Source organism: Methylocaldum sp. MU1018 (assembly GCF_053646775.1).
The window spans coordinates 3,170,343-3,183,402 of record NZ_CM132195.1 but is presented as its reverse complement, the minus strand read 5'-3'; the positions used below and the strand labels follow the sequence as shown (position 1 = coordinate 3,183,402).

Below are 13,060 nucleotides of genomic sequence, written 5' to 3'. Positions count from 1 at the left end.
GGGCGACGTGCTATTTTAAGGGTTTAGCGGTATTTATGATAAACAATCCCGCTTTCTTGAGAAAAATCAGGGCTTTTTCGACAACGATTCCGGAACTATGAGCGAATCTGCATCCGATCTCCGCAACGATCATATCAGCTATCGGCTCAAGCTGCGCCGTATCGCCATCGATACCTATCGGGAAAACGTCGCCTATCTTCATCGGGAATGTTCGGTTTACCGGGCGGAAGGTTTCCAGGCACTCGCCAAGATCGAGGTCTTTTGCAACGGCGAGCGGATCGAGGCCGTGCTGAACGTGGTGGACGACGACGACATCGTCGGCCCCGATGAACTGGGGCTTTCCGAACAGGCGTTCAGCCAGTTGTGCGCGGAAGAGGGACATGACGTCCGGGTCGCGCAGGCGGAGCCGCCGGCCTCGATGGATGCCGTGCGCCGCAAGATCGGCGGAGAGCGGCTGGGCTACGACGACTATATTTCCATCACCCGCGACATCGCGAATCGCCGCTATTCGAAGATGGAAATGGCGGCCTTCCTGGTGGCGACCGGGCAGAACGGCCTGGACCGGGACGAAGTGCTTCTTTTGACCAAGGCCATGCTGGCGACCGGGAGCCGGATCAACTGGAACGAGCCTTTGGTCGCCGACAAGCATTGCATCGGCGGCATTCCCGGCAACCGGACGTCCATGCTGGTTGTGCCCATCGTGGCGGCGCACGGCACCTTGATTCCGAAGACCTCGAGCCGGGCCATCACGTCGCCGGCCGGCACGGCGGATACGATGGAGGTTCTGGCGCGCGTCGACCTGTTGCCGGAGACCCTGGACAAATTGGTTCGCATCGAGCGTGGCTGCCTGGTCTGGGGCGGCACGACCCGTCTGGCGCCGGTGGACGATATGCTGATCTCGGTCGAACGCCCGCTGGGCATCGATTCGCAGGGCCAGATGGTGGCGTCGATCTTGTCCAAGAAGCTCGCGGCGGGCGCGACGCATCTCTTGCTGGATATTCCGGTGGGGCCGACCGCCAAAGTCCGGCATATGCGCGATGCGATGCAGTTGCGGAAACTTTTCGAGTACGTCGGAGACCGCCTGGGACTTTACCTGGAAGTCATGATCACCGACGGCCGGCAACCTGTCGGCCGCGGTATCGGGCCGGTCCTGGAGGTGCGCGACGTGACGCAGGTGCTGGAGAACGACCCGCTCGCGCCGACCGATTTGCGGGAAAAATCCCTGCGGCTGGCCGGGCGCATCATCGAATTCGATCCGGATGTGCGCGGCGGCCGGGGCTATGCCATCGCCAGAGAAATCCTGGAGTCGGGACGAGCCTTGGAAAAGATGAACCGCATCATTCAGGCGCAAGGCGTGCAGGAGCAAAAATGCGAGTTGGGCAGGCTGACTTACGAAGTTTGCGCCGAACGTTCGGGCACGGTCACCCATATCGACAATTTTTTTCTCGCCCGCGTCGCGCGATTGGCCGGAGCGCCGATGTCGAAGGGGGCCGGCGTCGATTTGCTGAAGAAGCTGGGCGATAAGGTGGAACGAGGCGAAGCGCTTTACCGCATTCATGCCGAATTTCCGTCGAATTACGATTTTGCCTGCGATTTCGTTCGCCAGCGCACCGGGTACGAACTGGGCGAATCCGATAAAATACCCAAAGGTTACGTGGAATTTTGACCATGATTCTAGGATTTCCCGATTCTCGCGGTCAGGCCGTGGCGGTGGCGGAGGCTCTGGACGCCCGGTACGGCGAAATCGGCATCCATCGTTTCCCGGACGGCGAAAGCAAAGTGACCTTGCCGGAGGTCAGGGGCGAGCATATCGTGGTATTTCGCAGTCTTCCGGACCCCAACGACAAATTGGTCGAACTGCTCCTGGTGGCTCGCGCCTTGCGGAACCGGGGCGTCAAGCGATTGTCTCTGGTAGCGCCTTATTTGTGTTACATGCGCCAGGACTGCGCGTTTCGGCCGGGCGAGATCGTCAGTCAAAAAATAATCGGGGGATTCCTGGCCGAATTGTTCGAAGACGTAGTGACCGTCGATCCCCATTTGCACCGCATCAGCCGGCTCGAAGAAGCGGTTCCGGCGAGAAACCCGATCGTCGTGTCGGCCGCGCCGTTGTTCGCGCGCCATCTCGCAGACCGATCCGACAGGCCGCTGTTGGTGGGGCCGGATGCCGAATCGGAGCAATGGGTCGGCGCCATCGCCGAAGGCTGCGGATTGCCCTTTGCCGTTGCTGTCAAGCAACGTTTCGGCGACAGGGCGGTGTCCGTGGAGACGCCCGATTTTCAGGTAGAGAGCCGGAGCGCGGTCTTGATCGACGACGTCGCCAGCACCGGCACCACCTTGATCGAAGCCGTCGCCAGGCTGCGCGCGCAGGGGATCGAAAAAATCGGCGTGCTGGTGACGCATCCGCTATTCGTCGAGAACGCCGTGGACAAGCTGCTGCGGAGCGGCGTTTCCGAGATCGGCAGCAGCGACAGTATTCCCCATGCCACGAATGTCGTGTTTTTGACGCCGGTTCTGGCAGAAACTCTAAAAAATGCGCTCGATTACAATCGAAACTCCAGCTAACTGACATTTCATGCTGATTTTCCTCAATCTGCTGCGGACGATATCGCTCAGGAAGCTGATTCTCGTCGGTTTTACGGTGGCGATACTACCTTTGGTGCTTGCCCTGGTATTCGCCGTGACGGCGGTCAAGGAGCTGGCGGTTTCTTCCCAAAAAACGGCTTATCGGGTAGCTCAGATCAGCCAGAAAAAGGAAATGCTTCGCGAAAAGCTCACCGATTTCGAGCGCAAGGCCAAGCGGCTCATGGTTTTGGAAGACGAGCCGAGCCGCCTGGCTTTCGAGGCGGCTCACCGGGATCTGGGCGAGGTGATCGGCAATCTTTTGAGCCTGACCGAAGAGTCGGGGCTGGTCGTCCAGCTCCGGCAGTTTTCGGAGGAGGAAGCGGCGATCTACCAGTATGTTTCGTCGGACGAACTGGCGTCGAAGCCCGAGAAAAGCGACGCGCGCCTCGCCGTCGCGGCGCGCGAGCCGCGGGCCCGCGTCAGAAAGACGCGCATGGAAAAGGCCGACGAGCTGTTTTCGGCGCTCGGTCTCAAGGCGCGGGACCTCACGCGTGGTTTTTCGGGCATCGTGGACTCCGAAGTCGGCGATCTGGAAAATCGGTCCGCCGCGGTTCAGCGCCGCATGTTGCAGGAATCGTCGATCCTGCTGCCCATATCGGTCGTTTTGATCTCGTTCGTGACTTTTTTCATCATTCGGTCGGTACGGCAAATGGATCGCGCGATACGCAAGCTCGGCGCTGGCGACTTCATTCGCCCGATTCAGGTGACCGGGCCCAAGGATCTGGAATATCTGGGCGAACGCTTGGATTGGCTGCGCAGCCGGCTGCGGACGCTCGAGGAAGCCAAGCAGCAATTCATCCGTCATGTGTCCCACGAAATCAAAACGCCCCTGGCGACCATCCATGAAGGCACCGAGCTGCTGGCGGACGAAGTGGTCGGGGAGCTGAACACCGAACAAAGAGAAATCGCCCAGATCGTGGTCAGCAATACGCAAAAGCTGGACACGCTGATCGCCGAATTGATCAACTACAGTCAAGTCAATGCCCGTCCCGGCGCATTGCTGCGGGAAACGGTCGACATGGCGAAACTCGTGACGGAATTGATCGAGGACTACCAGATTCGATTGCGCGCCAAATCGGTCGAGCTGACCGAACATCTGCGGCCGGTCGAAATCGACGGCAATCCGGATCAATTGCGTACCGTTGTTGATAATTTGCTGTCAAATGCAGTTAAATACTCGCCTCTCGGCGGCGAGATCCGCGTGACTTTGCGTCAAAACGGCGGGCATATGGAATTGGAGGTCGAAGACGACGGTCCGGGCATAGAACCCGACGAGCGCAAGCAGGTCTTCGAGCCGTTCTTTCAAGGAAAGGCTGCCCGAGAAGATGGGGTCGCGGGCACCGGCATGGGTTTGGCTATTGTCAGCGAATGCGTTTCCGGTCATCATGGCAAGGTCGATGCCTTGGAGCCCCGCCCGGATAAAAAAGGCGCCCGCATTCGGGTGCAAATACCTTTACGGTTAGATTAAGCAATACATGAAATTCCCCTCCCGCGCTACGGCTCTGATCGTGCTATTGGCTATCACGGGTTGCGCAGGATTCAGGAGCAAGGAGCAGGCTGACGCTGCTCTCCAGGCGCCCGAGCAGAAATACGCCAGCTATGTGTTCGAGGATCTCCTCCGGTTTTCCGCCGACATCGCCCGCCTGACCCCGGCCGAACGGCTTTCCGAGTGTCAGCAGCTACAGCAGCGCTACCAGGCCGATCGAAGCTTGGGCGTACGCCTGCATCTTTTTTTCGCGCAGGCGGCTACCGAAGCGTGCGGCGAGATCCGCAATACCGCCGCGATCGTGGATGCCTCTCTGTCCGAACTTCAGGACGAACGCCTCAAGGCGTTGCTGATTTATCAGAAAGAAATTCTGACCCGTCTCGACAACGAGATCGAGCGCCGCAAGCACTCGGAACGCCGGGTATCTCACACCGTATCGAAAGAAAAGAAGGCGCACCGGCGGCTGAAAACGCAAGAGAGCGAATTGAAAGAGCTTCAAGAGAAATTGAATGCGCTCAAAGCCATCGAGCAGCGCCTGGACGAGCCAAACAGCGGGCAATAACCTTATGAATACCGCACGTAAACGAGTCCTTTTAGTGGACGATGATCCGGATCTGTTGCGCCTGGTGGCCTTGCGCCTCACTGCGGCGGGATTCGAGCTGGAAACCGTGAATAGCGGACCGGCAGCCATTTCGCGGGTATCCGTGTTCCGCCCCCACGTCGTGGTGACGGACCTGCGCATGGACGGTATGGACGGCCTGGCGCTGTTCGACGTCCTCCATGAGCAGTATCCGACGCTGCCCTTCATCATCATGACCGCCCACGGCACGATCAGCGATGCCGTCAGCGCGACCAAGCGCGGCGTGTTCGGCTTCGTGTCCAAGCCGGTGGACAAGAACGAACTGGTCAAGCTGGTCAACCAGGCCATGCGAATCGGACTCACCAACGGCGCCACCGTCGATCAGGATGCTTGGCGAGAACACATCATTACGCAGAGTCCGCTCATGGAAGAACTGCTGAGTCAGGCCAATCGCGTCGCCCAGAGCAAGGCGAGCATATTCATCGGCGGAGAGAGCGGCACCGGCAAAGAGTTGCTCGCGCGCGCCATTCACGACGCCAGCACGCGGGCGGATGGGCCATTCGTGGCGGTCAATTGCAGCGCGATCCCGGAAAATCTTTTCGAATCCGAGCTTTTCGGGCATCGCCGGGGCGCATTCACGGGCGCCACCCGCGATCACAAAGGGCTGTTCCGGGCCGCCGACGGCGGTACCTTGTTTCTGGATGAAATCGGGGACATGCCCAAGTCTTTTCAGGCCAAACTGCTGCGCGCGCTTCAGGAAATGAAGGTGCGCCCGGTAGGGGCCACCGACGACGAACCGGTCGACGTGCGCATCATTTCCGCAACCCATGCGGATTTGGACAAGGCTATGGCGGAAGGGAATTTCCGCGAGGATCTTTATTACCGGCTCAATGTCGTTACCCTGATGCTGCCGCCCTTGTCCGAGCGTCCCGAGGACATTCCTTTGTTGGCGATGCATTTCCTGAGAGAGCTCGCGGAAACCTACGGCAATCGGGTCAAGGGATTTTCGCCGGAAGCCATGGAATGTTTCGTCAATTTCGAATGGCCCGGAAACGTGCGGCAACTGCGCAACGTGGTGGAGCAGTGCGTGGCGCTGTCCTCGACGCCGCTGATTCCGGTAACGCTGGTACAACGGGCGCTGAGAGACGAACCGTCGTCGTTCCTGTCCCTGCAGGAAGCGCGCGAGCAGTTCGAGCGAAACTATTTGATCCGGTTGTTGCAGATGACCAACGGTAACGTCACGCAAGCCGCCAAGCTGGCCAAGCGTAACCGGACCGAATTCTACCGTTTGCTCAGCCGGTACGGCATGAATCCATCGTTGTTCAAGACCTGTTCCGATGCCGCGCCCTAAACTCCCGAAAACTCCGGAGGTCGAGATCCATACCGATGTCGAAGGCGCCTCCGCTCTTTTTCCGATCCGGATTCAACCGAACCAGCCGCTCCGTGAACACTGAAAAACTCAACAACCTGCATCTATCTGCCGCCTGTCTCCTACGCGGGCTTCGCTTGCTTGCGACACCCGGGTTGCGCCATCTTGTAGGCATTCCTTTGCTGATTAACCTGGTGCTCTACGGAATCGCCCTGGTCGGCGGAATCCATTATTTCTCGGCTTTCATCGACTGGCTGGTGCCGGCCTGGCTGGATTTTCTGCGCTGGCTGCTGTGGCCTCTCTTCGGCCTGAGTTTCCTGCTCGTCGTGTATTTCACGTTTACGGTGCTGGCCAATCTGATCGGAGCGCCGTTCTACGGCCGCCTGGCCGAAAACACGATCGTTCTGCTAAAAGGACGGCTGGCGCTGGCGTCGGAAGTCTCTTTGGGCAAAGCGCTGGTGAGCGATTCGCTGTCCGAGGCGAAGCGGCTGCTCTATTTTCTGACGCGCGCCGTTCCGCTGCTCGTCCTTTTCCTGATCCCGGGCCTCAACCTGATCGCGCCGTTCCTTTGGCTGGCGTTCAGCGCCTGGTTCCTGGCGCTGGAATACATGGCCTATCCGCTCGAAGCCCACGGCTACCGGTTCGACGAACAGCGCCGCATTGCAAGGAAACTGCCGTTCGGCGTGCTTAGCTTCGGCGGACTGATCACGCTGGCATTGACCATCCCCGTGCTGAACGTGCTGATCCCGCCGGCGGCGGTGATCGGCGCGACGCTTTATTTCCTGGAAGGACAGATCGGGGAGCGATCCGATACCGGTTCGGCCAACAGATAATCGCCCGAATCGGCGATGGCCGTCAGCCGGGCGGCGGTGATGCGGTTCGCCAGGGATCGCTCCGGTTCCGCTCGGGCCGCCACGCGCAGATAGTTCGGCGTGTAGCCGAAAACGTCGAGGCGGTCGTCCGGGGCCGCTTTCTCGGTTTCCCAGAGAACGGGGAATTCGCGTCCCAGGAAACGCTCGAAGCTTGCCCGCTTCAGCCTTTCCGAAACTTCGTGCAGCGCGCGACTTCGGGCCTTCTTGACCTCGGCGGAGACATGGCCCGGCATTTCCGCGGCCTTGGTGCCGGAGCGCGGCGAATAGGCGAAGATGTGGATGTGACCGAACTCGATCGCTTCGATGAACGCCAGGCTCTCTTGCCATTCCGCCTCGGTTTCGCCGGGAAACCCGACGATCACGTCGGTGGTGATGTTGATGTCCGGCACGTCCTTCCGCAATTGGCCCACCAGCCGGGCGAAATCGGCCGTTTTGCAGCGACGGGCCATGCGTTTCAGTACCGAATCGGCTCCGCTTTGCAGCGGCAGATGCAGGTGCGGCATGAATCTCGGATTCTCGAAAAGTGCGCTGAAGGAATCCGGCAAATCCCAGGGCTCCAGGGAGCCCAGGCGCAGGCGCGGGATATCGGTGCGTTCGAGTACGGCGCGAATCAGCCGTTCGAGGTCGTCGTCGAGATCGCTGCCGTATCCACCGAGGTGAACGCCGGTGAGCACCGCTTCCCGGACGCCTTGGGCGTGCAGATCGTCGATCTCGGCGACGATCTCGTCGATGCTCCGGCTCCGTTCCTCGCCCCGTGCGACGGTGACGATGCAGAACGTGCAGCGGTAACGGCAGCCGTCCTGAACCTTGACGAAAGCGCGTTGCCGGCCGAGCCGAAACAAGGCCGATTCGCCGGGATCGGTCGAAAAGGCCGGCATCACCGGCAGATCGAGCTCGTTCCTGGCGATGTCGATCAGGTTCCCCTTGTTCCGGTTGGCGACCACCAGATCGACGCCCAAGCCTTCCGCTTCCTCCCGGTTCAGGGTGGCGTAGCAGCCGCTCAGCACCAGCTTGGCTTTCGGATTTTCCCGCGCCGCGCGGCGGATCAGATGCCGGGATTTGCGCACGGCTTCCTGGGTGACCGCACAGGAATTGAGCACGACGAGATCGGCCTCCTCGGAGTCGTCGACGATGCGATGGCCCTCCCGCTGGAGCTGCCGCGCCCAGGTTTCGAGCTCCGCCTCGTTGAGACGGCAGCCCAAGGCTTTCAGATTGACGCGCATGATGTTCCGTTAACTATAAAATCGATAGGTAATGACTATGGCCGCAAGCACCCCGGCCAGATCCGCCAGAAGCCCGCAGCCTACGGCATATCTCACGTTTTTGACACCGACCGCCCCGAAATACACCGCGAGCACGTAAAAAGTCGTTTCGGTGCTGCCCTGAACGACGGCGGCGAGACGCGCCGCAAATGAATCGACGCCGTAGGCGCGCATGCTGTCCAGCATCATCGCGCGCGCCCCGCTGCCGCTGAACGGCTTGATCAGCGCGGTCGGCAAGGCGTCGACGAAGCGCGCGTCGATTTGGGCCGCATCGCATAGGAAACGCATGCCGGACATGATCGCTTCCAGCAGCCCGCTCGCCCGCAATACGCCGATGGCGACCAGCATCGCCACCAGATAGGGCAGGATGGCGATCGCCGTGCGGAAACCTTCCTTGGCGCCGTCGACGAAGGCTTCGTAAGCATCGATCCGCTGGCGGACCGCTCCGGCCAAAAACAGGACGATCAGCGAGAACAGCAGCAGATGGCTGAAAGCCGCCGAGCTCCGTTGCATTTCGTCCTGGCTCAGGCTGCCGAAATAAAGCGCCAGCCCCGCCACGGTCAGAACGAATCCGCCCAAATAAGCCACGATGACCGGATCGCGAAGATCGATGCGCTGCCTGAGGGCGACGCTCGCGAATCCGACGAAGGTGGAGCAGAAGGTCGCCATCAGGATGGGAATGACGATATCCGCCGGATGCGCCGCGCCCATCTGCGCCCGGAACACCAGTATCGACACCGGGAACAAGGTGATGGACGACGCATTGATCACGAAGAACAGGATCTGGGCGTCGCTGGCCGTGTCCGGCTTCGGGTTCAGGCTTTGGAGTTCCTGCATGGCCTTGATGCCGAGCGGTGTGGCGGCGTTGTCGAGCCCCAGGACGTTCGCCGAGAGATTCATCACCATCGCGCCCAGGGCCGGATGATCCGGGGGAACCTGCGGCATCAGGCGGCGCAGCAAGGGCGTCAGTCCCCGGGTGAGCAGCCGGAGAAAGCCGCCGCGCTCGCCGACCCGGAGCATTCCCAGCCAAAACGCCAGGGCTCCGGTGAGCCCCAGGGAAATCTCGAAAGCCGCCTTGGCGCTGTCGAACACCGCCTGCATCAGGCGGGCGAAAATCTCGGCATCGCCCAGCCACAGCCACTGGGCCAGTCCGGAAACGAAGGCCGCCAGGAAAAAGCCCAGCCAGAGGTAATTCAACAACAAAACGTAAATTTTGTAGTTGTAGGATGGGTAGAGCGAAGCGAAACCCACCGGTTCCGCGGTCTTGCCCGGCGGGTCAGGACGCGCAGAGAATCCAGCAGCGACGGCATGGTTGATGGCTGCGCGCGCCTAACCCACCCTACATCTGATACATGCATCGGAACTCTGGTTTCGGCGAGGTGCTCAGACATCGGGCGGCGGCGGAGCCAGGACCTCGCGGCTTCCGTTGGTTTCGGCGGGGCCCACGATGCCCGCTTTCTCCATGTCCTCGATCATCCGCGCCGCGCGGTTGTAGCCCACCTTGAACCGGCGCTGCACGCTGGAGATCGACGCCTTGCGCGATTCGGTGACGAAGCGCACGGCCTCGTCGTACAGCGCATCCAGTTCTTCCCCGTCTCCGCCGCCGGACGATTTGGCGCCGGAAAAATCGCCGCCGTCCTCGGAGAAGCGGGTGATTTCGTCGATGTAGTTGGCGCGCCCGGTCCGTTTCAGGAACTCGACCACGTTGTGGACTTCCTGGTCGGACACGAAAGCGCCGTGCGCCCGCATCGGCAGCCCGGTGCCGGGCGGCAGATAGAGCATGTCGCCGTTGCCCAGCAGGGCTTCGGCGCCGCCCTGGTCGATGATGGTGCGCGAATCGATCCGCGACGACACCTGGAAAGCGATGCGGGTCGGGATATTGGCCTTGATCAAGCCGGTGAGGACATCCACCGACGGCCGCTGGGTGGCCAGGATCAAATGCAGTCCGGCGGCGCGCGCCTTCTGCGCCAGACGGGCGATCAGTTCCTCCACCTTCTTGCCCACGATCATCATCATGTCCGCCAATTCGTCGATGACGATGACGATATAGGGCAGGGGCGCGAGGGTAGGGGGCTCTTCGTCCTCCAGGGCTTGGTCGGCGGACCACATGGGATCGCGGATCGGTTCGCCGGCTTCGATGGCCTCGGTGACTTTCTGATTGAAGCCCGCGAGATTCCGGACGCCCAGCATGGACATCAGCTTGTAGCGCCGCTCCATTTCCGCCACGCACCAGCGCAGGGCGTTGGCGGCTTCCTTCATGTCGGTGACGACCGGCGTCAACAGATGGGGAATGCCTTCGTACACCGAGAGTTCCAGCATCTTGGGATCGATCATGATCAGGCGGACCTCGTCCGGCCGCGCCTTGTACAGCATGCTGAGGATCATGACGTTGACCGCGACCGATTTGCCGGAGCCGGTGGTGCCGGCCACCAGCAAATGAGGCATGCGGGCGAGATTCGCCACTACCGGCTGGCCGCCGATGTCTTTTCCGAGCACCAGGGTCAGGGGCGAGCCGGAGTGCTGGTAAGGTTCGGACGAAAGTACCGAATGGAGCAGCACGGTTTCGCGTTCCTCGTTGGGGATTTCGAGGCCGATCACCGATTTGCCGGGGATGATCTCCACCACCCGCACGCTGGTGACGGACAAGGCCCGAGCCAGGTCCTTCGCCAGTCCGCTGATCCGGCTCACTTTGACGCCGGCGGCCGGCTGGATTTCGAAGCGCGTGATGACGGGGCCGGGATGCACTTCGGTAACCTGGACCTCCACGCCGAAGTCGTCGAGAATCGTTTCGACGTGCCGGGACATCTCTTCCAAAGCCGCGTCGGAGTAGCCCCTGATCTTCGGCGCGACGCCGTTGAGCAGATCGAGCGGCGGCAACTCGCCCTCGTTCGGCAGAGGCGTGTTGGCCGACTTCGCGGCTTTTCGGAATCGGAGCGGTTCTCTGGGCTCCTTGGGTTCCTTGGCGATTTTGATTTCGACGGGTTCCGCTTTTCTCTTGACCGTGGGTTCGATTCGCTTGGGTTTGGTCTTGTCCCTCGGCGGATCGATCCGGGACTGCCCGCTTTCCGCGCTCCGGCTTTCCGGCGTCCGAGTTCCGGCAAGCGCCCGGAACGCGGCGAAAAAGCCGTTGGCGGCGGTCAAGCCGCCTTTCCCCACCGCGTCCAGCAAGCCCAGCCAGGACAGGCTGGTATAAAGCGAAACGCCCGCCAAAAAAAACGAGATGAGCAAGACGGTGGCGCCGGTCGTGCCGAAGGCTCCGGTCAACAGTCCGGCAGCTTCCTGGCCGAGAATGCCGCCGCTGGTTTCCGGCAGCGCCAAAGGGGGCCGCAGCACGTGGATGTCGGCCAGGGCCGATCCCGCCGCCATCGCCGCGCCGAAACCGAACCAGCGGAACAGGTAGTTCGCGGCGCCGGAGGGTTCTTTCGATGCGGGGCCTTTGTAGATGGAATAACCGTAACCGGACAGCAGAAACGGAAACAGGAAAGCCGGAATTCCGAGCAGGGAAAGGGCGAAATCCGCGAGCCAGGCCCCGACGGAGCCGCCGCCGTTGGCGATGGCGCGGCCCGTGCCGTTATGAGACCAGCCCGGATCGCCCGGGTCGAACGTAATCAGGGAGATCAGGAAGAACAGCGAGACTGCCAGGTAAATCAAAAAGGCTGCTTCGCGCAGCCCTCTGACCAGTACCGAGCCCAGATCCTGACCGATCGTGAGCTTTTTGTAAAATTGCGACAAAATTCTCACCAAATCAAACAAATAAATGGTCGCCGTATTGTTCAAAATCGGCGTGATTTAATCAAGTGTCGGGCTTTACGCCCGAAAAGCTTATCGTCATACTTGGTATTTTCCGTTGCGACATCCACCTACCGAGGAGCACATGACCGAACAAAGACATTGCCGGTTGTTGATCTTGGGATCCGGCCCCGCCGGGTATAGCGCCGCAGTATACGCAGCACGGGCCAACCTGAACCCCGTCCTCGTCACCGGTATTCAGATGGGCGGACAATTGACCACGACGACCGAGGTGGACAACTGGCCCGGCGATCCGGAGGGGCTTCAGGGGCCCGATCTCATGGATCGCATGCGCCGCCATGCCGAACGCTTCGACACCGAGATCGTCTTCGATCACATTCATACCGCCGACCTGTCGTCGAGACCGTTCCGGCTGACCGGCGATTCCGGCGTATACACCTGCGATGCCCTGATCATCGCGACGGGCGCGTCCGCCCGCTACTTGGGGCTGCCGTCCGAAGAGGCGTTCAAGGGCAGGGGCGTCTCGGCCTGCGCGACCTGCGACGGATTCTTCTACCGCAACAAGCCGGTGGCGGTCGTCGGCGGCGGAAATACGGCGGTGGAGGAAGCCCTCTATCTCGCCAACATCGCGTCTCACGTCACCGTGGTGCACCGGCGGGATAAGTTTAGGTCGGAAAAGATTCTTTCGGAAAAACTGCTGGAACGCGCGCGGTCCGGCAACGTGACCATCGAGTGGAATTACGTGGCGGATGAAGTCCTGGGCGACGATTCCGGGGTCACCGGCCTGCGCATCAAAAGCGTGCAGGACGGCGCGACCAAGGATTTGAAGCTGGACGGCGTTTTCATCGCCATCGGCCATACGCCCAACACCGAAATATTCGCCGGGCAGTTGGACATGCGCGGCGGTTACATCGTCGTCAAGAGCGGACTCGAGGGCAATGCGACCGCAACCAGCGTGCCGGGCGTTTTTGCCGCCGGCGACGCGGCCGATTCCGTTTACCGTCAGGCCATCACCTCGGCCGGTTCGGGATGCATGGCGGCGCTCGACGCCGAGAAATATCTGGACGGCCTCGTCGGCGGCTGACCGCTGTCTTGTCCCGGCCTCGGAAATGCGGGCGG

At 61.1% G+C, this 13,060-nt stretch carries 10 protein-coding genes; 7 read left to right on the top strand and 3 right to left on the bottom strand.

The features are described 5' to 3' along the window. Positions 1-97: 97 nt before the first annotated feature. From ACWJKU_RS14600 to cysZ, 6 genes are all read left to right on the top strand, one after another. A complete protein-coding gene (locus tag ACWJKU_RS14600) occupies positions 98-1,666 on the top strand; it encodes a thymidine phosphorylase family protein (RefSeq protein ID WP_454143323.1) in 1,569 nt (522 codons plus the stop codon). Positions 1,667-1,668: 2 nt separating this feature from the next. Then, positions 1,669-2,562, top strand: coding sequence for a ribose-phosphate diphosphokinase (locus ACWJKU_RS14595; RefSeq protein ID WP_454143321.1), 894 nt, complete (start codon positions 1,669-1,671; stop codon positions 2,560-2,562). A gap of 10 nt (positions 2,563-2,572) precedes the next feature. Further along, positions 2,573-4,090, top strand: coding sequence for an ATP-binding protein (locus ACWJKU_RS14590; protein WP_454143319.1), 1,518 nt, complete (start codon positions 2,573-2,575; stop codon positions 4,088-4,090). A 7-nt stretch (positions 4,091-4,097) separates the two neighbouring features. Further along, positions 4,098-4,670, top strand: coding sequence for a hypothetical protein (locus ACWJKU_RS14585; protein WP_454143318.1), 573 nt, complete (start codon positions 4,098-4,100; stop codon positions 4,668-4,670). A 34-nt stretch (positions 4,671-4,704) separates the two neighbouring features. Beyond that, positions 4,705-6,039, top strand: a complete 1,335-nt coding sequence (locus ACWJKU_RS14580) for a sigma 54-interacting transcriptional regulator (protein WP_454143317.1) — start codon at positions 4,705-4,707, stop codon at positions 6,037-6,039. Between the two features lie 92 nt (positions 6,040-6,131). Then, positions 6,132-6,890, top strand: a complete 759-nt coding sequence (gene cysZ, locus ACWJKU_RS14575) for a sulfate transporter CysZ (protein ID WP_454143315.1) — start codon at positions 6,132-6,134, stop codon at positions 6,888-6,890. Here cysZ and mtaB read toward each other — a convergent pair. The 3 genes from mtaB to ACWJKU_RS14560 form a co-directional block, all read right to left on the bottom strand. Beyond that, entirely contained in the window at positions 6,833-8,152 is a 1,320-nt protein-coding gene (gene mtaB, locus ACWJKU_RS14570; protein WP_454143314.1) for a tRNA (N(6)-L-threonylcarbamoyladenosine(37)-C(2))-methylthiotransferase MtaB, read from the bottom strand. The genes cysZ and mtaB overlap by 58 nt on opposite strands. A gap of 9 nt (positions 8,153-8,161) precedes the next feature. Continuing rightward, positions 8,162-9,442, bottom strand: a complete 1,281-nt coding sequence (locus tag ACWJKU_RS14565; RefSeq protein ID WP_454143312.1) for a nucleoside recognition domain-containing protein — start codon at positions 9,440-9,442, stop codon at positions 8,162-8,164. 132 nt (positions 9,443-9,574) lie between these two features. Then, positions 9,575-11,923, bottom strand: a complete 2,349-nt coding sequence (locus tag ACWJKU_RS14560) for a DNA translocase FtsK (RefSeq protein WP_454143310.1) — start codon at positions 11,921-11,923, stop codon at positions 9,575-9,577. A gap of 142 nt (positions 11,924-12,065) precedes the next feature. On the opposite strand from ACWJKU_RS14560, the gene trxB reads away from it, so the two are divergent. Further along, positions 12,066-13,025: a thioredoxin-disulfide reductase gene (trxB, locus tag ACWJKU_RS14555; protein WP_454143308.1), complete on the top strand. Its 960-nt coding sequence runs from the start codon at positions 12,066-12,068 to the stop codon at positions 13,023-13,025. Positions 13,026-13,060 lie beyond the last annotated feature (35 nt).